The following is a 26,388-nucleotide window of genomic DNA, read 5'->3' as shown; positions in this document are numbered from 1 at the left end:
ACTCAGCGTCTGATAGATTCATCACCATGCGCGACGCTTTCAGCAGTTCGCACTAGGGGGTCGAATCCGTGCCAACGTCATCGCTCAAGCTGCCGAAGATGCTGTTACGCGGAGTCCTGTGTGTGCTTCCTCTATTGAGCGCCACAGCGCTGACCTTATATCTGAATGGAGCTACACAGCCAGCAGTCATCGTCGAGCTGTTTGCTGCTGACGTCATTTGGGTCTCTATCGTGACAATCTCTCTCGTCGTCAACCGACGTGGCTTGGGAATTATTTCAACCTGGAAGCTGATATTCGTTGACGCGATTCCCATTGTCGTCAGGCGTCTTGTAAGCAATGAGATCGCTGCCTTGCTGTCGGTGACACGAACGGCGCTCAGGCTTCCTGCGCGTGTACCCCGTCGAGCTTATGTTCTTAGGCCACCAAAGACAGGGGTGGTTCTTCCGATTTTTCTTGGCATGCTGGTCGTCGAGGGCGGTATCCTACATGTCGTATTCAGCCGATGGCCTGTCGCTCAAGCTGTTTTGGCCTTCTTGCATATTTACGCAGTTATCTTTGCGCTGGGGCTCTTGGCCCTTCCCAAGCAGTTCCCACACTATGTAGATGGTCAAACACTGATCTTGCGCTCGGGGCATCGTCTGGCAACGAAGTTCGACTTTTCTCAAGTTGAATCAGTGCAACAAGTCATGGACATCTCGACATTGACAGACTCGGTCGAAGGAGGAGTTGCGCGGTTCCCCGGACCAGATGGTTGTTCAATCGCGATCAGGCTGAAAGAGCCGGTAACCTGCAGCTTGACGGGCATCTTCCAGACGACGACTCAGGAGGTCACGGAAGTGCGGTTGGCAAGTCGTGATTCGGAGGCGGTGGAAGAGCTCCTACGCTTCACGCAAAAATAGGTGAACGTATTCTGTTCTAGCCGATTCGAGATCACCCGTGCGTAAGATACATTTGGCACGAACGAGCGGCAGCAGTGCAGTCCACACAACAAGATCGGCACGGCACTGCGTCTTGATCGACAAGCCACAGAGTTCCTGAGGCGGCTCAACAGCTTACGTATGAGCTGCGCCGGCCGACTGCACAGTTGGACGAGCTCGACGCAGACAAGCTGCATTTCGGCGAAGCCATCCGCGACTCCGATTCCTCACCAGCCGCGTCCACATCCTCACGCAGACTGACATCCCCTGACCTGCTGCGCTTGATCGAGCGGAGTCTCAGGACTCTTTCCCGCAAGGCGAGCGCTGGGGCTCTGCGGTGGTTCAGGCAGTGGCTCCCGTTACGAGCGTTGTCGGCAGCACACGATGCTGCGCCACAGAAGCGCCGGCATCTTCAGCCGACTGTGTGCGCTGCGTTCTGCGGCTTGCGGCAGCGAGCTCGACAAGCAGCTCTGCGGATGTGACGCCGACCTGATACATCGGCTGTCTGATCGCTGTCATAGCGGGCAGTCCGAGCCCGAGATCGACGAGGTCATCGACGGCCACGACCGCCAGCTCATCGGGCACTCGCACGCCGGCCTGCACTGCGGCAGAGACGATCCCGCTGCCTACGAGCGCGTTGTACGCAATGACTGCAGTCGCGCCGGTCGCCCGAATCTCAGGCAGGACCTTCGCGCCGGCCACGGCCTTCGGCGGCACGGGTCCCAGGCGGGTGACCGCAGCCGCATGCTGATCGAGGTGCTGACGAATGGTCGCGTATCGGGCGTCATCGTATCGCGAGCCCGCGGGGCCACCCAGGTAGACCAGATTGCGGTGCCCGCGCATGAGCAGCCATGAACAGAGCTCGGCGAGGCCGGCGTGCACGTCCACCGCGACCGAAGCAACGCCCGGTACCTGGGCGTTGATGGCGACCAGGGGCATGACCGCCGCATGCGCTGCGATCACTTCGTCGGCTGACCGCGGGCTCGCCGTGATCACCCCGTCAACACGGCCACGCAGACGTGTGAGTATGTGTGCTTCGCGTGCGGCCTCACCGTGAGAGTCGGCCACCAGCAGCTCGAATCCCGCTTGCTCCAGCGTCGCCTGCACCGCGGTGATGATAGGGCTGAAGTAGCTGTTCGAGAGGCTGGGTACGACAAGGCCGATGAGCCCGGTCAGGCCTGTGGCAAGAGCTCGTGCCGCACCATTCGGAACATAGCCGAGTTCGTCTGCCGCTCGGATGACCCGATCTGCTGTGGCCGGGCTGACCTTATCGGGTCGTGCGAACACACGTGAGACTGTGGCCGTCGAGACGCCTGCGTGCGTCGCGACATCGTGCAGCGTCACCATCGACAGGGCCCCTTTCACAGACAGCAGACCGTCAGCAGCGCTGCCCGTAGGAGTGCAGCGTCTGACCGCGCTATCATAGCCTCATCATAGTAATGCAAGCGCTTGCATTGCGGCTCGTTCTCTTGGCAGGCTCTGCCACGAGCCGCTCGAGGAGGATCCATGCCCGGTAACACCACGAAGACCTCGACGCCCGTTCGCAGACGGTCGCGGCCACTCTTTGACATCGTCGGGAACGGGTCGACCCCCGTTCGCGAACTGATCGCAGGCCTGAGCATGTTCCTGGCCACGGCATACACCGTCGTCGTGATTCCCGGCATGTTGGAAGACGCCGGGCTGCCCGTGGCCGCAATCACCACGTGCGTCATCACCGTGATCATTCTCGGCACGGCGGCTATGGGCGTCTTCGGCAACCTTCCGATGGTGCTGGCTCCTGGCTTGGGCGGCGTGTCTCTGGTGGCCTATACCCTCGTGCTTGACGGGCAGATCGAGTACCCGGTGGCCATGGGCATGGTGTTCTGGTCGGGCGTCGTGTTCCTGTTGCTCACCCTCTTCGGCATCCGCAGCCTGGTGACGCGCATCATACCTGCCTCGATTCGACTCGCCATCGGCCCGGCGATCGGCCTGTTCATCGCATTCGTCGGCTTTCGGTCAGCCGGGCTGGTGGTTCCGGGCAAGTCATCATTGAAGCTTGGTGATCTTGGCAGCCCGGCAGCTCTTCTGACGCTTGCCGCGGTCGTGGTGCTCATCGCCCTGGTCGCGCGCAGAGTTCCGGGCGCCTTCATCATCGTCATCGTCGCCGCCACCTTGGTGGGCATTCCTCTGGGACTCACTCAGCTGCACGGCTCCGCGTTTTCGCTGCCGCAGTTCGACGGCTCGCTGCTCTTCCACATCGACTTGGTCACGTCCCTATCGCCGCACTACCTGCCCTATCTCTTCGCCTTCTTCGCATCGGAGTTCTTCTCGACCACCGGTGTGATTATGACGGTCACCGATCATCTGGGCCGTGCGAAGCATCCGGGCAGCCCAGCACTGGTCGACCCGAAGCGGGCGTTTCTCGTCGACTCGTCGACGATCATCGGCGGTTCGCTCTTCGGCGCCCCGTCAGTCACCACATATGCAGAGTCGACTGCTGGTGCAGAGGCCGGCGGTCGCACGGGTGCGTCGTCACTCTGGACGGCAGCGTGCTTCTTGGTGCTGCTGTTCGCCACGCCGTTGGCTGCGGCGATTCCCGCTGCGGCCACCGCACCCGTTGTGATCGTGGTCGGGCTCAAAATCCTCTCAGGTTTTCGCCGCATCTCGACCGACGACCTCACCGAGCTGATTCCTGCCGCCATGGTGCTCGCATGCACGATCTTCTGGGGCAACTTCGGAACGGGCATCGCAGCCGGACTGCTGTGCTTCGTACTGGTCAAAGTGCTTGCCGGCAAGTGGCGTGACGTCCACCCCGGCATGTGGGTCATGGCTCCCTTCCTCGTCTACTTCTTCATCGCCGTCGCGTAGAAAAGAGCTCTCGAATGCCGTCTCTGATCGATCTGCACATCCACCTGCCCGGCACAGTGCGTGCCGCCACGCTGCAGGAGCTCGCCGACAAGAACAGCGTCGCGCTGCCCCTCCCGGCTGCCGACCTGTACCCACGCATCAATTCCGACCCGACCGAGGCCGAGAGATCACACGGACCATGGTTTCCGCTGCTGCGCGTCTACGAGCTGATCTCTGACAGCCTCCAGACACGTGAAGACTTCGCACGTGTCGTCTTCGAAGCGCTCGAAGACGGTCAGCGTGACAGCGACCTCTGCTATGCCGAGCTGGCGTTCAGCCCGTCAGTGCACATGCAGAACGGTGTCGCCTACGGCGAGATGGCAGCCGGTATCGCCGATGGGCTGTCGCGCGCTCGTAGCGAACTCGGAGTCGACGGGCGGGCGATCGCGGCGGTCAACCGCGAAGACACGGCAGCTGTCGCCGAACAGATGGTTCAGACAGTCATCGACAACCCCAGCGATGACATCGTCGGCATCGGACTCGACTTCTACGAGCTCGCAGGGCTTCCCGAGAAATTCGCCGCAGCCTTTCAGCTGGCCGGCCGCCACGGGCTGCACCGGACAGCTCATGCCGGAGAGCATGCACCGACCGCGGCGACGGTCGCGACCGCTCTTGACGTTCTGGGCTGCGATCGTATCGACCACGGCTATCAGATCCTGCGTGATCCCCAGTTGGTCGAACGGTGCGCCGAGCAGGGAACGATCTTCAACATCGCGTTCACGACGTCGCGACGAGCCCTGCTGCAGTGGCGCCGTGAGTCTGTTGCCGGAATGGTCGCCGGGGGGCTCCACGTGACGGTGAACTCCGATGACCCATCCCTCTTTCCGACGACGCTGCGGCGTGAGATGGAGATCGCCGCCGAGGTGATACCAGACAAAGATCAGAGCTGGCTGCTGAACAACTCCGTCAATGCGACGTTCCTCGATGCAGAGGGCAAGAGCGAGCTGCGCGCTCGGGTCTTCGGCGACTGATGGTTCGCCTTCGCGGGGGATGCGACCACAAGACGGCTGAGTTGCCCGGAGGCCAAGCTCACGGCGCACGTCTGTGGGCCCGGATCGCGTGCAAGGTCGGCCGAAACGCAGGCTGGGGTCGTCCTTGACGAGCCTCTGTGCGAGCAGGTCGAACGCGGCGAGCCGGCCACGAGCGTCATGACGGTAGACCGCCTGCGCAGCGCACGCTTTCCGGTCGTGCGCTTTCAGCTCGGCTATGCGCAGGATGCCGTAGACGACTTTCTCGACGACGTCGCGGCGCGCCTGCCCCACGGCTGAGACACCACCGGTCTGAGTCAGTCGCGCACCTCGCCGTCGAGGTAGACCCAGCGGCCCTGATCGCGCACGAAGCGCGAGCGTTCGTGCTGAATGCCGCGCTCGCCGCCAGCCATGTATGTGGCGCGAAACTCCACAATCCCCTCGGAGTCGTCGGGCTCGCCGGCGACTGTGTCGACGATCTGCAGCCCCCTCCATCGAACCTCGGGATCGAATCGTAGCTCAGCAGGCCTCGTGCGCGGGTGCCAGGAGGCGAGCAGCCAGGCGGCATCCTCCTGACGGAACGCCTCGAAACGCGACCTCATCAGCGCCTCGGCGGTCTCGGGCCACGCCTCGGGCGCGCTGGTCGACGGGGCAGAGGTCTCGTTCGTCACACCATGAGTCTACGATTGCACCGCGCCCACATATGCCCAGCCCGCACAGTCTCGCGTCGTAGACTCGCCACGTGCAAGATCTCGACATCTTTCTGAAGACTAAGCGGCCTGGCGACAATCTTCCGGGCGAAGCGGCGAGTCTGCGCTGGCTGGCCGAAGCCGAGCCTGATGGGGGAGTGCACATCGCCCGAGTCTTCCGCGTCGACGAGACCGAGCTCGCGATCGAGCGGGTGCACGAGACCATGCCGACTGCGGCATCCGCGCGAGCGTTCGGACGCGCCCTCGCACACACGCATGCCGCCGGGGCTCCGTGGTGGGGGTGCCCGCCGGACGACTGGGTGGGACCGTCGTGGGTCGGCCACTCCCACACCCCGCTCGTACTCGACGAGACGCAGGCGGCCCCGAACTGGGGCACGCTCTATGCCGACAGCCGCATCGAGGTGTTCGCCGAGCGTCTCAGCGACCGCGGAGACATCGACGCTGCCCAGCGTGCGGTGTTCGATCGGGTCTGCGACCGGCTGCGTGCCGGGGAGTTCGACGTCGTTCAGCCAGCGCTCGTGCGCGAAGCCGGCCACACAGTCGCCCGCAATCACGGAGACCTTTGGGGCGGCAACGTGATGTACGACGGCGGGCCGACCGGGGTGACGCTGATCGATCCGTATGCGCAGGGCGGGCACGCCGAGACCGATCTCGCGTCGCTCGCGGTCTTCGGTCTGCCCCTCCGTGCGGATGTCGTGGCCGCCTACGACGAGGTCTCACCGTTGGCAGACGGATGGCGTGAAAGAGTCGGTCTGCATGAACTGGCCATGATCATCATGCATGCGTACAAATACGCGGGCGGGTATATCGAAGCGGCTGTCACCCTGGCCCGACGCTACTGCTGAGTTCGGGTTGCGGGCTCTGTTCGCAGGTTCTGCGCTTTCGCAGCTGGGCTCATGTATCTGTTCTGCCGAGTGTGCAGAAGGTGTGGTCATCACCGGCTGATGGCCACAGAATCTGCGCATTCGAGGCTCGGACTGCATGCGACGGCTGGTGAGTGCGCAGAACCCGTCGACTTCGTTGCGCGAGTGAGTAGAACCTGTCGGCCTCCTTGTACGGGTGCGTAGAACCGACCGATCTCCAGCGCGAGTGCGTAGAACCTGTCGGCCTTCTGGCGTGAGTGTGCAGAATGTGTGGCCATGCGCGGCTGATAGTCGCTGGTTCTGTGCTTTCGCGGTTGGGGATGTCGGAGAGAGCTCGTGAGTGCAGAGAATGTGCTGCACTAGATCTTCTAGTGCGTAAAATATGTCGACTTCCTTGTGCAAGTGCGTAGAACCCGTCGACTTCGTTGCACGGGTACGCCCTGTCTGTTGTCTGTTGTCTGTTGTCTGTTGTCGGCTGACTGCTGACTGCTGACTGCGCAGCGAGCGTCTGAACCGGAGCTCGAATGAGGCGCAGCAACTAGGCTGTGTGCATGCTCATCTTCATCTCAGTGGTTTTGCTTGTCAATGCCTTCTTCAACGTGATCGTCTGGCCGCAGTTTCTGCGCCGTGTGTCGCAGGACAAGCGCGCTCGCGACGAGAACGGCAAGGCCACGAGCTTTCTGCGGGTGCACCAGATTCTCATCGCGATCGCCTTGACTCTCGCCGCAGTGAGTGCAGTCGCCGGGGTCATCGGTCTGGTGAGCGCCGCGACCGCTGCCTAAGGTGCGACAGCTGTGGAAAAGCGAAAGAAGAAGAGGCCTGCGAACAAGCGAGTCTCTGTCGCCGCACCGCAGAACGAACCGTCGTCTGCACACGCAGAACCTGTCAGAGGAGTGCGCGCCGACTCACAGCATCCGCTGAGCGCGTGGCAGTTCACCGGCACGCTGCGCACGTATCAGCGCGACATTCTGCAGCGCATCGAGGTGGGCAGCCACGAAAGCCTGCACATTGTCGCACCACCGGGTTCGGGCAAGACGCTCGTCGGGCTCTTGCTCGCCATGCGCGATGGTCGGCGTTCCGTCGTGTTCGCGCCGACAGTGACCATCCGTCAGCAGTGGGGGCGAACGGCGAGCGGTCTGGCGACCAGCGCCACAGACCAGACGGCGTCGCCCGATCCTGCGGTCTCCGAAGACCCGCAGCACCTCGGCGACCTCACCGCCTTGACCTATCAGATGGTCAGCACCGTCGCCGACTCGAATCCGTTCGACGACGTCGCAGCTGAGATGTGGGTCACAGAGCTCGTCGAAGGCGGGCGCACCGAGCACGATGCCCGCGCCTGGCTCTCTGCACTTGAGCAGAGCAACCCTCAGGCCTGGCGTGCAGGAGTGCGCCGCCGCGCAGCTCGGGCCCGCAAAGCCGAGATCGCAGACGACCCCGCCACGATCGAACGCGCGCTGCACCCGAACGCGGTCGCGCTGATCGACCGGCTCGTCGCGCATGGCGTGCGCACGATCATCCTTGACGAATGCCATCACCTGCTCGACCACTGGGCGTTGGTCATCCGCTGCCTCGTCGCGCGCATCCGAGCCACCGGCGACACTCCGCTGCTCATCGGGCTCACTGCGACGCTGCCCTCGAGCGAAGACCCGCACTACGCGAACTACGCACAGCTGCTCGGCGAAGTCGACTACGAAGTGCCGACTCCGGCGGTGATCCGCGAGGGCAACCTCGCACCGTCTCGCGACATCGTGTGGTTCACCGAGCCGACCCCCGACGAGCAGCGCTTTCTGCGGCGTCACGACGACGAGCTGCAGCAGCTGATCGCCGACACCCTCGGCACGGCCGACGGGCACGACTGGCTGATCTCGGTGCTGCAACCGCCCGTGGCCACTTCCGTGTCGTCTGTTTCTGAGTCGTCTGCTGCCGTGTCGCCTGCTGCCGTGTCGCCCGACCCCGAGGATGCCCCCGGCGCGTCCCTTGCAGCCTTCCGGCCGCCCGCCCTTGAGACCCAGGCGGCCAGAGACGCCGCCCTCGCACGGGCGTTCGACACCGACTTCGACCTCGCCCATGCGGCGGCCGTCATGCTCGCCGACCTCGATCCGAGGCATCCGCTGGTCGGTCGCCTGCCCGCTGGATCGACTGCCGCCCCGACCGCCGAAGACCGCTTCACCGTACTCGCGAGATACGCGCTGCAGCGGCTGCTGATCGACCCCGAGCGCGAAGGCGACTGGCGGCGGATGCGACGCGTGCTCTCCGACTTCGGCTGGCGGCTGACCGATCGCGGGCTGCGGCGCGGGCGAGACACCGTCGAGCAGGTGCTGGCCATGTCCGCGGCCAAAGATCAGGCGGCCGTCGACATCCTGCACGAGGAGCTGCGTCGCGACGGCGAGCTCGTGCGTGCCGTGGTGGTCACTGACTTCGCGACGCACGGGAACTCTCGTTCGCAGCGGCGTGCCTCGGGCGTCTCAGACGTCTCGGGCGGAGCGCACCAGCGCGGTGCCGCAGGAGGTGCGGCAGAGGGGTCGACGGGTTCGGCCCAGAGCGGCGCGCTGCGCGCCTTCGAGACCATCGCGGCAGATCCGATCATCGCCGAGCTGCACCCGGTGCTGGTCACCGGCCAGCATCTGCGAGCGAGGGCTGATCAGGCCGAGGCGCTCGCGGACGCCCTGTCTCAGCTGTGCGGAGCAGCCTGCACAGTGCGCGGCGGGGCAGAGGCCGAGCGCATGACCGGCACGAACACGGCCAGGGAGACCAGCGTGACGTCACAGGCGGGTGTGGCTGACGCATCCGTCGTCGACATCGTCACCGACGCCGGCGCGGCCACCATCATCGCGGGCCTCAACCGCCTGGTCACCGAGGGGCGTGTGCGTGTGCTCGTAGGCACTCGCGGCCTGCTCGGCGAAGGCTGGGACTGCCCTGCGATGAACACGCTCATCGATCTCACCGCGACCGCGACCTCGGCGGCGACGCAGCAGCTGCGCGGGCGAACGCTGCGGCTCGACCCTGCGTGGCCGGGCAAGGTCGCCCACAACTGGACGGTCACCTGTCTGCTGCCGGCACGGTCGAAGCTCGACGGCAGCTCTGAGCTCAGCCGGCTGAACCGCAAACACGAACACCTCTGGGGCGTCGATCTCGAGAGCGAACGTGAGATCGTCACCGGTCTCGCCCATGCGCTCACGATGGAGCAGGTCGCGCGGCTCAGTGTGCGGCTCGGTCAGGGTGGCGAAGCCGGCGGCACGACCCCAGGCGGTGTCAGACCCGAGGCAGCGGCCAAGCTCACCGAGCGCAGCCTTGCAGCCCTCGAACCGCGGCCCACGACCTGGAGACGCTGGGGCGTCGGCGAACCCTACGCCGACCAAGAGGGTCAGGCCGCCGTTCTCGGCGACGGGCGCTCCGTCGCGAATCTGCACGTGCCGACGCTGCTCGGCCTCACCGCAGTGCTCTGGGCCGTTGCCGTGCTGTTCGCCGTGCTCATGGGGCGAACGTTCTTCGGCTTCGGCCTGTCAGCGGGCAGCCTCATCGCTGCGCTCGTGTACCTCGTGGTCTGTGTCTGCGTGCTCTGGCGCCCGACGCTCGAGGCTGCCCGGCGCATTCGCTACCGGGCCCGTCCCGAGCAGGTCTACGTCGGCGCCCTGCAGTCGATAGCCGACACCTTCGCCGACGAGGGCACCACCGAGCGCATCGGCCGTGCCAACCTGACGGTGGTGGCCACACGCGACGAGAAGAGGCGACCCCTCTCGTGGACGCTCGGCGTCAACGGCGGCTCCGAGGCCGACCGCCGTCTCATCATGGATGCCGTCGGCGAGCTGTTCGGCCCGGTCGAACGCCCGCGATTCCTGCTGCGCATCGATCGTGGGCCGGTCACATTGGCCAGCGTTCTGACGGATGGCCCGCTCGCCCTGCTCGATCGCCTGCTGCCCGCCTCGACGCTGCTTGCGGTGCCGAAGGAAATCGGTCGGCGTGCAGAGACCGCGAAGCGCTTCGCAGATCGGTGGAGTCGCACCGTCGGGCCCTGCGAGCTGATCGAGGCGCGTGGCATCGAGGCCGCACCTCTGATGACCGAGGCGCGTCGAGGGCAGCGTCCGTCGCCGCAGCGACGTCGGGTGTGGAGCTGAACCCCGCTCCTCGGCGAGCAGCCTGAGCAGCGCCCTCTAGCGTGCGGTCTCGCGCCGCGTGCCGGGCATCGTCTGCCGCACTGCGAGCCAGGCAGCGACGGCGCCGACGGCGGCGAACGCCGCGAAGAAGAGGGTCAGCGAGCGTGCGCTGCCGGGAATCGTCGGCCCGCCGAGATTCACCAGCAGGCCGGCCAGCGCCGAACCGACCGTGTTCGCCAGCAGCTGCACCGTGTTCACCCCGGCTGAGGCCTTCTGCGATTCCACGGGGTCGTCCGTGCTGCGCAGTGCTGCGGCGGCCGTGTGCCCGAACGACGATCCGATGCCCACGCCCGCGACGAACAGCGCGGCGAACCACAGCGCGACCGTGCCGAGCCCGGCATCCGCGGGCTGCACCAGGGCGTAACCGGCCAGACCGACCGCAAGCAGCATCGGGCCGCCGACGCGCAGGGTCGCAACCCTGCCGTCAGACACGGCGCCTGAGGTGAGGATGCCGCCGAACGTCCAGCCCCACGAGATCATCGCGCCCAGAAAGCCGGCGACGAACGGCGACATCCCGGCGAGCTCCTGGCCGAAGAGCGGAACGAACGCCTCGACCGTCGAGGCGGCAGACAGGGCGGCGATCACGATGTAGATCCACCGCAGCGGCGAACCGCCCCGGTAGACGCTGTGCGGCAGCAGGGTGCGTGACCCGCTGCGTTCGACCAGCACGAACGCGACTGCCAGCGCTGCGGCGACGCCGAGAAGGGCGAGCACCTGCCGCTGCTCGGTGAAGACGACGGTGAGCGAAAGCGCCGCCGTGACTCCGGTGAGCAGCGTGAGCGAGACGATCGGCATGCGTTCGAGCTGTTCCGCGGATGCCGTGCGCGGCAGGGTGCGCAGCGCCAGGCCGGCTGCGACGAGCGCTCCGATCGCCAGCGGAGCGAACGCCCCGCGCCAGATGCCGAACTCGGCGAAGAGACCGCCGAGCATGGGGCCGACGAAGTTGCCGACGCCCCACATGGCCGAGAGTAGGGCGATAGCGCGCGTCCAGAGTCGGGGAGCGAGGGCCACGCGCATGACCGCATAGGCCAGACCGGTCAGCAGGCCGCCGGCGCAGCCCTGCACGAACCGGCCCGCCAGGAACATCGGCATGTTCGGTGCGATCATGCTGAGCACCAGGCCGGTGGCGAAGCCGAGGAACGCGACGAGGTACGCGCGGCGGGCGCCCCAGCCGGCCAGGGCACGACCGACGAAGAGCGAGGCGACCACCGAGGGCAGCAGAAACGCGGTCGACACCCACGCATAGAGCTCTTGGCCGCCGATGTCGGCGACGGCGCTCGGCAGCAGACTCGCGGTCAGATAGACGTTGGTGCCGTAGAGCGCGATTCCGCTGGCGAGCACGATGACGGCTGCTCGGCTCGGGGCGGCGAAGAGATCGCGCCAGGACGCTGCAGTCTTCGGGGTGGTGGATGCGGTGGGTTCGGTAGACATACAGGGCACAGAATACCGGGTGCAGGTGGCTGAAGGTTCGACGCCGTCAGAATGGCGTTCGCCATGTTCACGCGTGTGAACTAAGATAGATTGGCTCCTCGTTTCGTCTCGATGGAGCCCCGGCGGTTGCCGACCGCCGTCTGTTCCGTGCCCGACCTGGCACACACACATTTTGAGGATGAACCTGATGGCCCTAGTTTCACGCGAGGATCTTCGCAACGTCGCAATCGTGGCACACGTCGACCACGGCAAGACCACGCTGGTCGATGCGATGCTCCGCCAGACGAACTCGTTCGATTCGCATGCCGAGGTCGAAGACCGCGTCATGGACTCGAACGACCTCGAGCGTGAGAAGGGCATCACCATTCTCGCGAAGAACACCACGATCTTCTACAACGGCCCGGCAAGTGACGGCAAAGACATCACGATCAACGTGATCGACACCCCCGGTCACGCCGACTTCGGCGGCGAGGTCGAGCGCGGCCTGAGCATGGTCGACGGCGTCGTGCTTCTGGTGGATGCCTCTGAGGGGCCGCTGCCGCAGACGCGTTTCGTGCTGCGCAAAGCGCTGGCCGCCCGTCTGCCGGTCATCCTGGTCGTGAACAAGACCGACCGCCCCGACGCTCGCATCGAAGAGGTCGTCGAAGAGAGCCAGGATCTGCTGCTGAGCCTTGCGGGCGATCTCGAAGACGAGGTGCCCGACCTCGACGAGGATGCACTGCTCGACGTCCCGGTCATCTACGCGTCAGGTCGTGCCGGCCGTGCCAGCTGGAACCGGCCCACCGACGGAGAGCTGCCCGACAGCGACAACCTGGAGCCGCTGTTCGAAGCCATCATGAAGCACGTTCCGGCTCCGAAGTACGATGACGAGGCCCCGCTGCAGGCTCACGTCACCAACCTCGACGCCTCGCCGTTCCTCGGCCGTCTTGCCCTGCTGCGCATCTTCAGCGGCACGCTCACGAAGGGCCAGCAGGCGGCGCTGATCCGCAGCGATGGCTCGCAAGAGAACGTGAAGATCACCGAGCTGCTCAAGACGAAGGCCCTGACCCGTGTGCCAGGTGAGAGCGCCGGCCCGGGCGAGATCGTCGCAATCGCCGGCATCCCCGACATCACCATCGGCGAGACGGTGACCGATCCCGAGGATCCCCGCCCGCTGCCTCCGATCATCGTCGACGACCCCGCGATCTCGATGACGATCGGCATCAACACCTCGCCGCTGGCCGGCCGCGTCAAGGGCGCCAAAGTCACCGCACGTCTGGTCAAGGAGCGCCTGGAGCGCGAGCTCATCGGCAACGTCTCGATCAAGGTGCTGCCGACCGATCGCCCGGACACCTGGGAGGTGCAGGGCCGTGGAGAGCTGGCCCTGGCAATCCTCATCGAAGAGATGCGTCGTGAGGGCTACGAGCTCACCGCAGGCAAGCCGCAGGTGGTCACCAAAGAGATCGACGGCAAGACCTACGAGCCGACCGAGCAGCTGACCGTCGACGTGCCTGAGGAGTTCCTCGGTGCGGTCACGCAGCTGCTGGCCGCACGCAAGGGCCGCATGGAGAGCATGACGAATCACGGCAGCGGCTGGGTGCGCATGGAGTTCATCGTGCCGTCGCGTGGTCTGATCGGCTTCCGCACGCAGTTCCTGACTGACACCAAGGGCACCGGCATCGCGAACACGCTGGCCGCAGAGTACGAGCCCTGGGCCGGCCCGATCTCGACCCGTGTGAACGGATCGATCATCGCCGACCGCGCCGGTGTGGTGACCCCCTTCGCGATCACCAACCTGCAGGAGCGCATGTCGTTCTTCGTCAAGCCCACCGAAGAGGTCTATGAGGGCATGGTCATCGGCGAGAACTCGCGCGCCGAAGACATGGACGTCAACATCACCAAAGAGAAGAAGCTCACGAACATGCGTTCGGCGACCGCTGACACTTTCGAGTCGATGACGCCGAGCCGTGAGCTCACGCTTGAGGAGTGCCTTGAGTTCGCCCGCGAAGACGAGTGCGTCGAGGTGACTCCCGAGGCAATTCGCATCCGCAAGGTCTCACTTGACGCGAATGAGCGCGCCAAAGAGGCTTCGCGTCGTCGCAACGCCTCGAAGTAGGTCGCGCGGCGTCTACGCGGCGTAGCACTCGTTTTTCGGAGTGCCCGCGCCGCGGAGCGACATTCGTCTCAAGAGCGGGTGGTCAGTGGCAGCAATGCCCACTGACCACCCGCTCTTTCTGTGTGCCTGTGTGCCTTGTACCGCAGCAGATCACACCGCCGGAACTCAAACCAGCTCGACACGTCACCTCGACACGGTTGCCGGTAGTCACGGTTTGGCTTGCGCGGTCTGGGTCTGGTTGCCAGAGGTCACGATTTCGCTGGCATGTTCACGGTTTGGCTGGTGCGATCACGGTTTTGTCAGAATGCGTGTGATCTTAGCGGAAGTGTGCACGGGCTGGCGGAGCGGTGCTGTAGCAGCGGGTAGAAGGCGGACTGCAGAGTGCAGACGGCAGACGGCAGACGGCAGAAGGCAGAAGGCAGAAGGCAGAGTGCAGAGGGCAGAGGGCAGAGGGCAGAGGGCAGAAGGCACAAAGCAGACAGCAAAAAGCCCTGACCTCAGTGTGAGCTGGAGGCCAGGGCTTCAGAAAACCGACGGTCAGATGCCGGGATAGTTGCGCTCGACGTTGCCCATGTAGAGCTGATGCGGGCGACCGATCTTCGTGGTCGGGTCATCGTTCTGCTCGCGCCACTGCGCGATCCACCCGGGCAGACGCCCGATGGCGAACAGCACGGTGAAGAACTTCGTGGGGAAGCCCATCGCCTTGTAAATGACGCCGGTGTAGAAGTCGATGTTCGGGTACAGACGACGTGACTGGAAGTAGTCGTCTTTGAGCGCGATCTCTTCGAGCTCGGTGGCGATCTCGAGCAGCGGGTCGTGCACGCCCAGCTCGTTGAGCACTGACTCTGCCGAGGCCTTGACGATCTTGGCGCGCGGATCGTAGTTCTTGTAGACGCGGTGGCCGAAGCCCATCAGGCGGATGCCCGACTCTTTGTTCTTGACCTTCTCGACGAAGTCGCCGACGCTCATGCCCGACTCGCGGATCTGCTCCAACATGGTGAGCACAGCCTCGTTCGCTCCGCCGTGCAACGGCCCGAACAGGGCGTTGATGCCTGACGACACGCTGGCGAAGATGTTCGCCTGCGTCGAGCCGACGAGGCGAACGGTCGAGGTCGACGCGTTCTGCTCATGGTCGGCGTGCAGAATGAGCAGACGTTCGAGGGCACGGCTCACAACCGGGTTGACCTCGTACTCCTCAGTGGGCATGCCGAAGGTCAGACGCAGAAAGTTGTCGACGTAGCCGAGCTTGTTGTCGGGGTACATCAGCGGCTGACCCAGGCTGCGCTTGAGTGCATAGGCGGCGAGTACCGGCATCTTCGCGAGCAGACGCACCGACGAGACCTTGACCTGGTAGGCATCCTGCGTGTCGAGCGAATCCTGATAGAAGGTCGACAGTGCGCTTACCGCGCTGGCGAGCACCGACATCGGGTGCGCTTCTTTGGGAAAGACGTCGAAGTAGCGTTTGAAGTCTTCGTTCAGCATGTTGTGATGCATCACTCGGTACTCGAAGTCGGTCAGCTCTTCGGGCGTGGGCAGCTCTCCGTGGATCAGCAGCCAGGCGACCTCGAGAAAGCTGGAGTGCTCGGCAAGCTGCTCGATGGGATACCCACGGTAGCGCAGGATGCCTTCGTCACCGTCGATGAATGTGATGTTCGACTTGGTCGAGGCGGTGTTCACGAAACCGGGATCGAACGACGTCAGCCCCGTGTTCTTGGTGAGCTTTGTGAAGTCGATCGCATCGTGCCCCGCCGACGTCTCAAGGATGGGGAACTCGGTCTCACCGTTCGGATGAATCAGCTTCACAGTTTTGTTGCGGTCGCTCACTGCTGTCTCCCTTTACTGATGTGTGACGGCGTCACGGCGTTGTAGCACGGTCAAACGCAATCCTACGAGGTGCGGGTCAGTTCATGAAATCGAGCCCGGGATTCGCCGGTGGGTGTCGGAGAACCTCGCCAAAGACTGTCAGCCCAGCACAAGGCTCTCTGTATGAGAGGCACAAAGAGTGCGTGATATGAGCGGCGCGCAGAGCGCGTGCGACGGCGCACCGCGACGATCGAGTCTCGTGGGTTCGCTGGCTTCGCGGCAGTCGGGCGTCGATGCGATCGTGAGGCATCAGGCGGATGTGCCCGTACCGCCCGCAAGTCAGAGCGACAGGCGAGCCGCGGCGGTCTCGATCGCGGCATCGGTCGCCGTGAGCGCGAGACGCACATACCGCTCGCCGGCCGAACCATAGAAGTGGCCGGGGCCGCCGATGACACCCAGCTCAGCGAGTGCGCGCATGGTGTCCCAGCCGTCCTCGCCACGAGTGCCCCACAGGTAGAGGCCCGCAGTGCTGTCAGAGATCTGCAGGCCCCAGGTGCGTGCCGCAGGCAGCAGCAGTTCGCGACGCCGACGGTAGACAGTCTTCTGCGCCTGGACGTGTTCGTCGTCGTCCAATGCTGCGGTCATTGCGGCCTGGATCGGACGCGGCAGCGAGAGTCCGAACTGCTTGCGCAGGTTGACCAGTGACTGCACGAGCTTCGGGTCACCGGCGACGATGCCGGTACGGTAGCCTGCCATGTTGGACTGCTTGCTGAGGGAGTACATCGACAGCACGTTGTGCAGGTCGCCGTCGGTGACGGCGTCTTCCAGGATGCAGGGCACGTGCGCATCCCACGGGGCCTCCCAGCCCAGCTCGGCATAGCATTCGTCCTGCACGATGATCGCATCGAGCTCGCGGGCCCTCCCGACGGCTCGACGCAGCAGCTGCACGTCGTTCACTCGGCCGTCTGGGTTGCCGGGGGAGTTCAGCCAGATCAGACGAGTGCCAGCCGGCCATTCGTCGGGATCGTCGCTGCTCACCAGCCGCGCGCCTGTCGCATCCGCGCCGACCGCATAGGTGGGGTAGTGCACGACGGGCTGCACCACGACGTCATCTGGCCCCAGCCCGAGCCAGAGCGCGAGCTGTGCGATGAACTCTTTCGAGCCGATCGTGGGCATCACCGCGTCGGTGTCGAGCTCCACCCCGCGGCGGCGGCCGTACCAGCCAGCGATGGCCTCCCGAAGGGCCGGCGAACCCGCGGCGGTGCCGTAGCCCGGCGTGTCTGCGTGCTCGGCCAGAGCGCGCTGCACAAGGTCGGGAACCGGGTCGACAGGCGACCCGATCGAGAGATCGACGGGCCCGTCAGGATGCTGTGCGGCGCGTTCACGAATCGGCTTCAGCTGTTCCCAAGGGTAGGTCGGAGTCTGCGCGACGAGATTGCGTGGCATGCGTCAGTGGCCCTCACCCTGCGGCGGCAGATCGCGAACGGCGGGATGATCGTAGCCCGTTGGGCCGACTTTGGCAGCGCCGCCGGGCGAACCGAGCTCTTGGAAGAAGTCGACGTTGATGCGGTAGTAGTCAGACCATTCTTCGGGCAGGTCGTCTTCGTAGTAGATCGCCTCGACCGGGCAGACCGGTTCGCAGGCACCGCAGTCGACGCATTCGTCTGGGTGGATGTACAGGGTGCGATCGCCCTCGTAGATGCAGTCGACCGGGCACTCCTCGATGCAGGCGCGGTCTTTGACATCGACACAGGGCAGTGCGATGACATAGGTCACAGAATCAGCCTCCGAAAGTCTTGCCGCAAGTGTACCGCCAGGTGCTGCCGTCAGACGATGAGGATGTCCTCACCAGCTGCAGCGATCTGATGCCGACGGCCTGGTCGCTTTCGGCATCAGCTCGAATGGCTGCCGCTGCGGTGAGGCAGCGGAGCCACCGCGAGAACCGCGACGGCCAGCATGCCGCCGTAGAGCCAGATATAGCCGTTGACGCCGAGGCCGCTGATGATCACACCCTGCGTCGGCGGCGAGGCGGCGAACACGAACATGGTCACCCAGACGCCGACGGCATACCAAGCCGCCGACCAGCGGCCTGCGAGCTCGAGTCGCAGCGCCAGAGCGACGCCGAGCAGCGCGACCAGCGAGAAGACGAGACCGTAGGGAATCGTCGGCGAGGCCGAACCTGTCGGACGCCAGACGGCGTTGTGGCTGAAAGTGGTGATGAACGTGACCAGCACGCCGAGCAGAATGAGCAGAATCGGCGTGAGCACCGAGTGCACGATGCGTCGTCTGCCGGTCGTGACGGCCCCGGTCGGCGGGCTGTAATAGACCTCTGATCGGCCGCTTCTGATCGGCTCCCAGCCGTTGACCAGATCGCGCTGAGCGTCTGGCGACGCCGCGTAGGCGCGCCCGCCGATCTCGGTGAAGTACTCGAAGCCGGGAACCGGGCCGCCGGTGCCGTTCGAAAGAGCGTAGTAATCGCCTTCGACGATCAGCTGGGTGCGGTAGCACTGCATGGCCCGACGAATCTGATCGTGGAAGGGCCGCACATCGACACTGGTGTCGATCTGCCGGTCGGGCACCGTCACCTGTCGGCTGTGGGGCAGCGGCTCGAATCTGCTGTTGGCCCGAGTGCGTGCGGCGTCGCGCCGCACTGCGCTGCGCGGACGCTGCACCGCGAAGAGCGTCGACGGATGCCATGCCTCGTCGTCGAGATGGGCGGCGTCGAAAGCGCGCTGGGTCGCTCGATGCACCATGACATGGTCGGGGTGCCCGTAGCCGCCGATGGCGTTGTACGTGACGATCGCATGCGGCCGCACCTGTTGGATGACCGCCTGGATGTCTTCGGCGACCTGATCGAGGGGGGCGTTTGCCAAGGCGTTCTCAGGGGAGTCATCGGCAGGCTCGGCGACCCCGCCAGGCCCCCACTGCATGCCCGAGTCGCTGTAGCGATGCAGCGAGACGTCGGCGGGCTTGGCGTGCAGACCGCCGAGCCATCGATGGTCAGTGACCCCGAGCTGTCGCACCGCCTGGCTGAGTTCGGCCTCGCGTGCCGCTGAGAACTCGGGCTGATCGTGTTCGAGGTACTTCAGCGACTCGGGAATCACCTCGCCGAGCTCGCCGCGCGTCGCGGTGAGCACGGTGACCTGAGCGCCCTGGGCGGCATATGTGGCGATCGTGCCACCGCTCCAGAGTGTCTCGTCGTCGGGATGCGCGTGCACAAAGAGCACGCGTTTGGCGGAATTCTCCATGCCGACCATTGTGGCACCAGCCGCCGACACACGGACAGCGGCTCGCTGCCCACCGCGGCGAAACTGTCGTCGAAGGCCGGCTCTGCCGCGGAATCCGAATGCTGCGTCTTCCGTCGGGGCGCAGTCTCGCCGTTCGACCGCAGAGGCGGTCTATCTGCGTGAACGGCTGAGCGAGGGCCGCCAAGAGGCGTCGACAATCGCACAGAACCCGGTTGCGCGAGACAGACAAAAAAGTACGGCTTCCCGGAGCCAGAAATTCGGATTCCCGAATAGCGCTCAACCCCGTGTGTACGGTCACTCCCGGTGCTAGTGTCAGGCGAGTCCACACTTCATCTGATGATTGGAACGGTGTGTTTCTCGGCACGTTTTTGATCGGCCTGCGCGAGGGCCTCGAAGCCACGCTGATCGTCGGCATCATCGCTGCGTTCCTGCGCAAGAACGGCAAGCCGCTCAGGCCCCTGATCGTCGGCGTCACCGCTGCGGTGCTGCTCAGCATCGCCGTCGGCGTGCTGCTGCAGACCCTCTCCATGAATCTGCCTCAGGCCCAGCAGGAGGCCCTCGAGACCGTCATCGGGGCCATCGCCGTGGTCTTCGTCACGACGATGATTCTGTGGATGAACCACCACGCCAAAAGCATGAAGCGCGACCTCGAGCACGACGCCTCGAGCGCGCTGAACGCAGGCGGCGCCTACGCGCTTGCCGGAATGGCGTTTCTCGCCGTGGTCAAAGAAGGGTTCGAGACCGCTGTCTTTCTGCTTGCCGCCATTCAGGCCTCGCAGTCGAGCGAGGCCCTCGCGCTCGTCGGAGCGGCTGCCGGCATTCTCGTGGCCGTCGCGATCGGATTCGCGATCTATGTCGGCGGGCTGCGTCTGAACCTGCGCAAGTTCTTTCGCATCACCGGCATCTTCCTCGTCTTCATCGCCGCAGGTCTGGTGCTGAACGTCTTCCGCACCGCACACGAGGCAGGCTGGATCGTCATCGGGCAGCAGCAGATCGGCGACTTCTCGGCCTGGATGCCGAAGACCTCGGTGCTGGGCGCGGTCATCACCGGCATGTTCGGCATTCCGACCGATCCTCGTCTGATCGAGGTGCTCGCCTGGCTGGCCTATCTGCTGCCGGTACTGGTCATCTACTTCTGGCCCGACTCGCACACCGTGCCGCTGCACCGTCGGCTGCGGCTGAAGATGTGGCTGGCCGGTGGCGCCGTGGTGCTGGCGGCGGCGCTGTTCGCCCTGGTGCCTCGCGTGCACACGGATGCGATGGGAGACACGCTGCAGGCCCAGCGGCCTGGTACGGCACCGGGGGCGACCATCTCGGTTCGACTGACCGAGGTAAGCGCCGATCAGATCACTTTGGCCGTCGACGGGCAGGACGACGTGACACTGCACCATGTCTCTGACGGCGTCGTCGGAGGCGTGCAGCAGAGTCAGTGGGAGACCACGGTGTCGTCGCCGACGCCGAGCGATCTGCCGACGAACCCCACGGTCGCCGATCTGCAGCGACGCAACGGCGGTCGGCTGCCGTCTGGCCTGAACTTCGAGCGCACACCTGGGCCTTTCGAGGCGCAATGGAGCCAGCGGCAGACTTACAGCGCCCGCACGAGCGGCAGCACGCTGATCAACGCCGCGCAGAGCACCACGCTGAACGCGGTGCTGGCCGGCGGCGGCATCAGCGGAACCAAGACGGTCAGCGTCAGCGGCGGTCTGGGCGCAGGCTGGGTCGTCCCCGACGACGAGGTCGCTGCGGTGACCGATCGCCTCGTCGACGCACAGCAGCAGGCGGCCGAGCGTGCTCTGTGGTGGGGATGGCTTCCCGGCGTGCTGCTGTGCGTCGCCGCCGGTCTGCTGCTCTCGGGCGCGCTCGATCATCGTCGGGCCAAAGATCAGATCGCGGAAGACGCAGAGGCCGGAGTTCATCCTGCGCGGCAGGCCGGTGCTGAGGGTGACCACGCACCGGTCGAGACCGGCGCCGCTGCGAAGTGACGGTTTTCTCTGCGCTCCGTGCAGAGAATCAGAGAGCGGAGAGATCCGCGACAGTTGGAGGGAACACACAGATGAAGAAGCATCACACTCGGGTGCTCGTCGCCGGCGGCGTCGCCGTGCTGGCCGGAATCAGCCTGGCAGGGTGCTCGTCAAACGGCGGCGATGCGGCACAGTCGTCCGGCGGCGCCGCACAGGTCAATGTCACGCTCGCCAGTGACAACGGCAAAGACACCTGCAAGCTCGACACCACCGAGGCCGCTGCCGGCCCCGTGACCTTCACGGTCAAGAACGAGAGCGCGCCGGCGATCAGCGAAGTCGAGCTGCTGTTCAACCAGAAAATCATCGGCGAGAAAGAGAACCTCGCACCAGGCCTCGACCCGGTGAGCTTCACCTCGACGCTCGACGGCGGCAAATACCGCATCTACTGCCCTGGCGCAGACACCGAGTACGTCGATTTCACCGTGACCGGTGAGGCAGCCGCCGCTCCCAGCGGCTCGGCACAGGACGTCCTCAACGCCGGTGTGCCCGCGTACGGCAGCTACATCAAAGATCAGGTCGCCCAGTTGGACTCGACGGTCAAAGCCCTCGATGCGAAGGTGCAGGCCGGTGACGTCGAAGGCGCGAAGACCGCCTACGCCACTGCTCGCCCGTACTACGAGCGTGCTGAATCGGCCGTCGACGGGTTCCTCGTACCCGGAAACGAGAACCCCGAAGACAACGCTCAGAACCTCGACTACCTGATCGACATGCGCGAGTCGAACCTCGACGACGCAGCCGGCTGGCACGGCTTCCACGCCATCGAGCGCGACCTCTGGCAGGGCGGTGCGATCACTGCCGAGACCAAGACCCTCTCGACCGAGCTGGTCAAGAACGTCGACATTCTGAACACGCAGGTCATCCCGACCTTCACCGAAGGCCTGAAGCCCGAGGATCTCGCCAACGGCGCAGCCGACCTGCTCGAAGAGGTCTCGACCACGAAGATCACCGGCGAAGAAGAGGCCTACAGCCACATCGACCTCGTCGACTTCGCCGGCAACGTCGAGGGCGCACAGCAGGCGTACGCTTCGCTGCGCGACGGCCTCGACAAGATCGATCCCGACCTGGTGAAGACCATCGACCAGGAGTTCGAGAACGTGCAGAAGATGCTCGACGGCTACCGCGATCCGTCAGCGCTCGGCGGGTTCAAGACCTACGACGAGCAGCTGAAGGCGAGCGACTCTGAGAAGCTCACCAAGGGCATCCAGCCGCTGCACGACGCGCTGGCCTCGATCGCAGAGAAGGTCGCCACCGCGTAGTCTGCTGCCAGAGGTGCACCAGCACCGCTGAGCACAGCGTCGTCTGAGTCGCTCGAGCACAGACGACGACGGCCATACGTCCGAAAGATATCGAGTACGCGATGACGCGGGGCGCCGGCACTGAGCCGACGCCCCGCTCTCGCGCAGCAGGCAGTACAGCAGCACGCAAGATCGCAGCAGGGGAAGAACGACAGATGTCAGAGAAACAGTCAGAGAGCCACGAACCCGGCCACGAACTCGGCCACGCACCCGACGCAGGCGCTGAGGCGCAGGCGACGGGGGCATCCGCCGAAGAGGCGAAGCCACGAGCCGGAGTGAGCCGCCGTGCGCTGCTGACCGGCACCGGACTCGGCGTCGTGGGAGGTGCGCTCGCCGGAGGCGGCATCACCTGGGCCACGACGAACCAGGACGGCAAAGACACCATCGAGCTGCACGATTCGGTGCCGTTCTACGGGCAGGCGCATCCGGCAGGCGTGCAGACGCCGCCGCAGCGCTACCTGATGTTCATGACGTTCAATGTGAAGACGACTTCGAGGCAGCAGCTGCAGACGCTGCTGGCACGGTGGACGGCCGCCGCCGGCCTGCTGCAGAAGGGTGACGCCGTCGGGTCGGTCGAGCCGACCAGTGAGCAGGGCGTGCCCAAAGACACCGGCGAGGCCTACGGGCTGGCCCCGGCGAGCCTCACCGTCACGATCGGGCTCGGCCCGTCGCTGTTCGCACCCGGGCGCTTCGGGCTCGAGAACAAGCGACCCTCTCTGCTGGCCGATCTGCCGGCGCTGCCGAGCGACAACTTCGACCCGGCGCTCACCGGCGGTGACCTCAGCGTGCAGGCATGCGCCGACGACCCGCAGGTTGTGTACCACGCGGTGCGCAACCTCGCGCGCATCGGGCGCGGGCTGGTCGAGACGCACTGGACGCAGATGGGCTTCGGGCGCGCGTCGGCCGGGCCGGGGCAGCAGACGCCGCGCAACCTGATGGGGTTCAAAGACGGCACGCGCAACATCACCACCGACGACGACTACGAGAAGTTCGTCTGGAGCGACGGCGACGGCCAGGACTGGTTCGCCGGAGGCACCTATCAGGTCGTGCGCAAGATTCGTATGAGCATCGAGACTTGGGACGCCGACCGCATCGGCGATCAGCAGACGATCTTCGGGCGCACGAAGGGCGAGGGCGCTCCGCTGACCGGGTCGAAGGAGTTCGACGATCCGGACTTCGCCGCCACCGACGACCACGGGGAGCGCATCATCGATGTGACCTCGCACATTGCGCTGGCGGCGCACGAGAACAACGACGGGGTGAAGGTGCTGCGGCGGTCGTACAACTACACCGACGGGCTGAACCCGCATGCGCAGCTCGACGCCGGCCTCGTGTTCATCACGTACCAGAACGACCCCGAGCACTTCGCACGTCTGCAGCGGCGGCTCGGCGCGTCAGACCTGCTGAACGAGTACATCTCGCACATCGGGTCGGGCATCTTCGCGATTCCGCCCTCGCCGAAAGAGGGGCGCTACATCGGTCAGGAGCTCTTCGAAGGCTGAGTCGCTCGGCGCTGGGGCTGCAGCACCGGCACACCGGTCGCCTGCTCGACGATGCGCTCGAGCTGATCGGGCGGCGTCAGGTTCTCACCGAGTCGGTTCGGCTTGCCCGCACCGTGGTAGTCGCTCGAACCGGTGACGATGAGGTCGTAGGTGCGCGCGACCTGCATGAGGTGTGCGCGGAACTCCGGCGGATTGAGCCGGTGCCAGACCTCAAGACCGCCGAGCCCGGCGTCGGCCATCCGGTGCATGAGGTCGTCGTCGGGCCCGGCGCCGCGCCCGACCGTCGCCGGATGCGCGACCACTGGAACGCCGCCGGCCTCGCGAATTAGCGTGATCGCTTCGACCGGGTCGGGTGCGAAGTACGGCTCGTAGTAGCCGGCGCGCGGATGCAGCATGCGGTCGAAGGCCTGGGTGCGGTCTGCGACGATGCCGCGTTCGACCAGGGCGTCGGCGATGTGTGGGCGACCGATCGCCTTCGCCTCGCCTGACTGTGCGAGCACGTCGGCCCAGGTGACGGGGAAGTCTTTGGCCAGCCGGGCGACGATGCGTTCGGCGCGGTGCTCGCGGGAGTCCCGAATCTCTGCGGTCAGCTCGGTGAGCGCCCGGTTCGTCGGGTCGAACAGGTAGGCGAGCATGTGCATCGAGCCGCTGCGGGTGATCGTAGACAGCTCCATGCCTCGCACGAGGCCGATACCCGCCTGCTCGGCGGCGCAGGCGGCTTCATCCCAGCCGTCGGTGTTGTCATGGTCGGTGAGTCCCAGGCAGTCGAGGCCGGTGGCCGCGGCCTCGTCGATCAGCTCGGTCGGCGACTGCGTGCCGTCAGACACCCGAGAATGGGTGTGCAGGTCGATGCGAGTGAATGAGAGGGCCATGTCGTCATCGTACGTGAGCCGCTGCCTCGTATAGCCGACGTGCCTCTACGGCGCGTGAGATCGCCTGTTGACACCGGTGCGAGAATGAGAGCATGAGCGATTCAGCACAGAAGCCGGGTGAGGCGCGCTCGCGCACCCCGAAGAACGAGCACTTTCGCACCTACATCTCACAGGGCTGGGCAGATCGAGAGGCGCAGGTTCCCGGCACCGACGTCGTGGCCAGGTTCGCCGAGGATCGTCGCGATCGTCTGCATGCGATGCTTCCCGAACACACACTCGTGGTTCCCGCTGGCGACGTCAAAGTGCGCAGCAACGACACCGACTTCCGCTTTCGGCCGCACAGCGCCTTCACCCATCTGACGGGTTGGGGAGCAGGCGCGGTGCCGGGCGCCGTGCTCGTGCTGCCGCCGGTCGACAGCGATGGCGAGCCAGTGCTGCTCTTCCGCAAACCCGCCGGCCGAGACACCGACGAGTTCTATGCCGACCCCGCCATCGGCGAGTTCTGGAACGGGCCGCGGCCCGGTCTCGACGAGATCGCGGCTCGACTGGGCGTCAGCACGGCCGACATCCGCCAACTGCCTTCGGTCTTGGGAGCGCACAGCGGCCCAGTCTCCGTGATCGCCGGTGTCGATGCGAATGCAGACACCGCGGTCGACGACTTGGGGGAGCGTCACGACGTCGCTGGCGACAGCCTGCTCGAACGTGATGCGAGCGAACTGCGTCTGGTCAAAGACAGCTGGGAGATCGCGCAGATTCGCGAGGCGGTCGCGGCCTCCAAGGCGGGTTTCGACGACATCCTGCGACGGATGCCGGAGATCAGCGGGCACCCGCGAGGCGAACGTGTCGTGGAAGGGACGTTCTGGGCGCGCGCTCGCGAGCTCGGCAACGATGTCGGCTACGACACCATCGCTGCTGCGGGAGATCACGCGTGCTATCTGCACTGGACCGACAACGACGGCGCGGTGCAGGACGGCCAGCTGATTCTGATCGACGCGGGCGTCGAGGTCGACAGCCTGTATACGGCCGACGTCACTCGAACGGTTCCGGTGTCCGGGCGGTTCTCCGCACGACAGCGTGAGGTGTACGAGGCGGTGCGAGAGGCGGCCGATGCGGCGTTCGCGGTGGCTCGTCCCGGTGTGCGTTTTCGCGACGTGCACAATGCTGCGCTCGAAGTGATCGCTCGCAAGACCAGCGAATGGGGGCTGCTGCCGATTCCGCTGGAGCAGACGCTCGACACGGAATGGCAGCTGCATCGCCGATTCATGGTGCACGGCACCAGCCATCATTTGGGGCTCGACGTGCACGACTGCGCCCAGGCCCGTCGTGAGATGTATCAGGATGCTCTGCTCGAGCCCGGCATGGTGTTCACGATCGAACCGGGGCTGTACTTCCAGGCCGACGACCTGACGATTCCCGAGGACTTTCGCGGCATCGGGGTGCGCATCGAAGACGACGTGCTCGTGACCGACGACGGCGTGGAGTCGCTGACCGCCGCTTTCCCGCGCACGGCCGACGAGGTCGAGGAGTGGTGCGCGTCACCCGAGACGTCGGAGTGATCGGCGGAGCGGCGGCCTCTCGCACGTGCGTGCAGACAGGATTCTTCTCGTCTCACTCCTGCGCGGG

At 65.4% G+C, this 26,388-nt stretch carries 20 protein-coding genes; 12 read left to right on the top strand and 8 right to left on the bottom strand.

From position 1 onward, the window contains the following. Positions 1-98: 98 nt before the first annotated feature. Positions 99-899: a hypothetical protein gene (locus F8O07_RS09275; RefSeq protein WP_158031923.1), complete on the top strand. Its 801-nt coding sequence runs from the start codon at positions 99-101 to the stop codon at positions 897-899. 360 nt (positions 900-1,259) lie between these two features. On the opposite strand, the gene F8O07_RS09270 is transcribed toward F8O07_RS09275, so the two are convergent. Next, positions 1,260-2,264, bottom strand: a complete 1,005-nt coding sequence (locus tag F8O07_RS09270) for a LacI family DNA-binding transcriptional regulator (RefSeq protein ID WP_158031922.1) — start codon at positions 2,262-2,264, stop codon at positions 1,260-1,262. Between the two features lie 159 nt (positions 2,265-2,423). Between F8O07_RS09270 and F8O07_RS09265 the strand changes: the two genes are divergently transcribed. From F8O07_RS09265 to F8O07_RS09255, 3 genes are all read left to right on the top strand, one after another. Further along, a complete protein-coding gene (locus F8O07_RS09265; RefSeq protein ID WP_158031921.1) occupies positions 2,424-3,764 on the top strand; it encodes an NCS2 family permease in 1,341 nt (446 codons plus the stop codon). Between the two features lie 14 nt (positions 3,765-3,778). Beyond that, a complete protein-coding gene (locus F8O07_RS09260) occupies positions 3,779-4,774 on the top strand; it encodes an adenosine deaminase family protein (protein ID WP_158031920.1) in 996 nt (331 codons plus the stop codon). A gap of 177 nt (positions 4,775-4,951) precedes the next feature. After that, entirely contained in the window at positions 4,952-5,071 is a 120-nt protein-coding gene (locus F8O07_RS09255; RefSeq protein WP_158031919.1) for a DivIVA domain-containing protein, read from the top strand. Positions 5,072-5,088: 17 nt separating this feature from the next. Here F8O07_RS09255 and F8O07_RS09250 read toward each other — a convergent pair whose 3' ends face one another. Next, positions 5,089-5,442 carry a YchJ family protein gene (locus F8O07_RS09250; RefSeq protein WP_225733267.1) on the bottom strand — a complete coding sequence of 118 codons (354 nt, stop codon included), beginning with the start codon at positions 5,440-5,442 and terminating at the stop codon, positions 5,089-5,091. A 71-nt stretch (positions 5,443-5,513) separates the two neighbouring features. Between F8O07_RS09250 and F8O07_RS09245 the strand changes: the two genes are divergently transcribed. The 3 genes from F8O07_RS09245 (at position 5,514) to F8O07_RS09235 (ending at position 10,459) form a co-directional block, all read left to right on the top strand. Beyond that, positions 5,514-6,326 (top strand): fructosamine kinase family protein, encoded by an 813-nt coding sequence (locus F8O07_RS09245; RefSeq protein WP_225733266.1) that lies wholly within the window; start codon positions 5,514-5,516, stop codon positions 6,324-6,326. Between the two features lie 569 nt (positions 6,327-6,895). Continuing rightward, positions 6,896-7,126 (top strand): SCO4848 family membrane protein, encoded by a 231-nt coding sequence (locus F8O07_RS09240; protein WP_158031918.1) that lies wholly within the window; start codon positions 6,896-6,898, stop codon positions 7,124-7,126. 12 nt (positions 7,127-7,138) lie between these two features. After that, a complete protein-coding gene (locus F8O07_RS09235; RefSeq protein ID WP_158031917.1) occupies positions 7,139-10,459 on the top strand; it encodes a DEAD/DEAH box helicase family protein in 3,321 nt (1,106 codons plus the stop codon). A gap of 36 nt (positions 10,460-10,495) precedes the next feature. On the opposite strand, the gene F8O07_RS09230 is transcribed toward F8O07_RS09235, so the two are convergent. Next, entirely contained in the window at positions 10,496-11,929 is a 1,434-nt protein-coding gene (locus F8O07_RS09230) for an MFS transporter (RefSeq protein ID WP_158031916.1), read from the bottom strand. Between the two features lie 187 nt (positions 11,930-12,116). Here F8O07_RS09230 and typA point away from each other — a divergent pair, with 187 nt between their 5' ends. Beyond that, positions 12,117-14,024, top strand: a complete 1,908-nt coding sequence (typA, locus tag F8O07_RS09225) for a translational GTPase TypA (protein ID WP_158031915.1) — start codon at positions 12,117-12,119, stop codon at positions 14,022-14,024. Positions 14,025-14,561: 537 nt separating this feature from the next. On the opposite strand, the gene F8O07_RS09215 is transcribed toward typA, so the two are convergent. From F8O07_RS09215 to F8O07_RS09200, 4 genes are all read right to left on the bottom strand, one after another. Then, a complete protein-coding gene (locus F8O07_RS09215) occupies positions 14,562-15,848 on the bottom strand; it encodes a citrate synthase (RefSeq protein ID WP_192496742.1) in 1,287 nt (428 codons plus the stop codon). A gap of 318 nt (positions 15,849-16,166) precedes the next feature. Beyond that, positions 16,167-17,273, bottom strand: a complete 1,107-nt coding sequence (gene dapC / locus F8O07_RS09210) for a succinyldiaminopimelate transaminase (protein ID WP_158031913.1) — start codon at positions 17,271-17,273, stop codon at positions 16,167-16,169. 3 nt (positions 17,274-17,276) lie between these two features. Further along, on the bottom strand, positions 17,277-17,603 hold the full coding sequence (gene fdxA / locus F8O07_RS09205) for a ferredoxin (protein WP_158031912.1): 327 nt from the start codon (positions 17,601-17,603) through the stop codon (positions 17,277-17,279). Between the two features lie 116 nt (positions 17,604-17,719). Continuing rightward, entirely contained in the window at positions 17,720-19,075 is a 1,356-nt protein-coding gene (locus F8O07_RS09200; protein WP_192496741.1) for a PIG-L family deacetylase, read from the bottom strand. A gap of 350 nt (positions 19,076-19,425) precedes the next feature. Here F8O07_RS09200 and efeU point away from each other — a divergent pair, with 350 nt between their 5' ends. From efeU to efeB, 3 genes are all read left to right on the top strand, one after another. After that, the gene (efeU, locus tag F8O07_RS09195; RefSeq protein WP_192496740.1) at positions 19,426-21,057 is read left to right on the top strand and encodes an iron uptake transporter permease EfeU; all 1,632 of its coding nucleotides are present in this window, start codon (positions 19,426-19,428) and stop codon (positions 21,055-21,057) included. 71 nt (positions 21,058-21,128) lie between these two features. Beyond that, on the top strand, positions 21,129-22,352 hold the full coding sequence (efeO, locus tag F8O07_RS09190) for an iron uptake system protein EfeO (RefSeq protein WP_158031909.1): 1,224 nt from the start codon (positions 21,129-21,131) through the stop codon (positions 22,350-22,352). Positions 22,353-22,546: 194 nt separating this feature from the next. Then, entirely contained in the window at positions 22,547-23,893 is a 1,347-nt protein-coding gene (gene efeB, locus F8O07_RS09185) for an iron uptake transporter deferrochelatase/peroxidase subunit (protein ID WP_158031908.1), read from the top strand. Here efeB and F8O07_RS09180 read toward each other — a convergent pair. Beyond that, the gene (locus F8O07_RS09180) at positions 23,872-24,765 is read right to left on the bottom strand and encodes a PHP domain-containing protein (RefSeq protein ID WP_158031907.1); all 894 of its coding nucleotides are present in this window, start codon (positions 24,763-24,765) and stop codon (positions 23,872-23,874) included. The two genes, efeB and F8O07_RS09180, sit on opposite strands and share 22 nt — an antisense overlap. A 92-nt stretch (positions 24,766-24,857) precedes the next feature. On the opposite strand from F8O07_RS09180, the gene F8O07_RS09175 reads away from it, so the two are divergent. Then, positions 24,858-26,321 (top strand): aminopeptidase P family protein, encoded by a 1,464-nt coding sequence (locus F8O07_RS09175; RefSeq protein ID WP_158031906.1) that lies wholly within the window; start codon positions 24,858-24,860, stop codon positions 26,319-26,321. Positions 26,322-26,388: the final 67 nt, after the last annotated feature.

The sequence above is a fragment of the Pseudoclavibacter sp. CFCC 13796 genome (genome assembly GCF_008831185.1).
Taxonomy (GTDB): domain Bacteria; phylum Actinomycetota; class Actinomycetes; order Actinomycetales; family Microbacteriaceae; genus Pseudoclavibacter_A.
The sequence above is the reverse complement of the archived record's forward strand: the minus strand, read 5'-3'. Positions and strand labels throughout refer to the sequence as shown.

Coding starts and splice junctions, on each gene's coding strand:
- dapC (WP_158031913.1), bottom strand. CDS start 17,273: ATGCCACGCAATCTCGTCGCGCAGACTCCGACCTACCCTTGGGAACAG.
- efeB (WP_158031908.1), top strand. CDS start 22,547: ATGTCAGAGAAACAGTCAGAGAGCCACGAACCCGGCCACGAACTCGGC.
- efeO (WP_158031909.1), top strand. CDS start 21,129: ATGAAGAAGCATCACACTCGGGTGCTCGTCGCCGGCGGCGTCGCCGTG.
- typA (WP_158031915.1), top strand. CDS start 12,117: ATGGCCCTAGTTTCACGCGAGGATCTTCGCAACGTCGCAATCGTGGCA.
- F8O07_RS09180 (WP_158031907.1), bottom strand. CDS start 24,765: ATGGCCCTCTCATTCACTCGCATCGACCTGCACACCCATTCTCGGGTG.
- F8O07_RS09200 (WP_192496741.1), bottom strand. CDS start 19,075: ATGGAGAATTCCGCCAAACGCGTGCTCTTTGTGCACGCGCATCCCGAC.
- F8O07_RS09265 (WP_158031921.1), top strand. CDS start 2,424: ATGCCCGGTAACACCACGAAGACCTCGACGCCCGTTCGCAGACGGTCG.
- F8O07_RS09275 (WP_158031923.1), top strand. CDS start 99: ATGCTGTTACGCGGAGTCCTGTGTGTGCTTCCTCTATTGAGCGCCACA.
- F8O07_RS09175 (WP_158031906.1), top strand. CDS start 24,858: ATGAGCGATTCAGCACAGAAGCCGGGTGAGGCGCGCTCGCGCACCCCG.
- F8O07_RS09240 (WP_158031918.1), top strand. CDS start 6,896: ATGCTCATCTTCATCTCAGTGGTTTTGCTTGTCAATGCCTTCTTCAAC.
- F8O07_RS09270 (WP_158031922.1), bottom strand. CDS start 2,264: ATGGTGACGCTGCACGATGTCGCGACGCACGCAGGCGTCTCGACGGCC.
- F8O07_RS09230 (WP_158031916.1), bottom strand. CDS start 11,929: ATGTCTACCGAACCCACCGCATCCACCACCCCGAAGACTGCAGCGTCC.
- F8O07_RS09255 (WP_158031919.1), top strand. CDS start 4,952: ATGACGGTAGACCGCCTGCGCAGCGCACGCTTTCCGGTCGTGCGCTTT.
- F8O07_RS09260 (WP_158031920.1), top strand. CDS start 3,779: ATGCCGTCTCTGATCGATCTGCACATCCACCTGCCCGGCACAGTGCGT.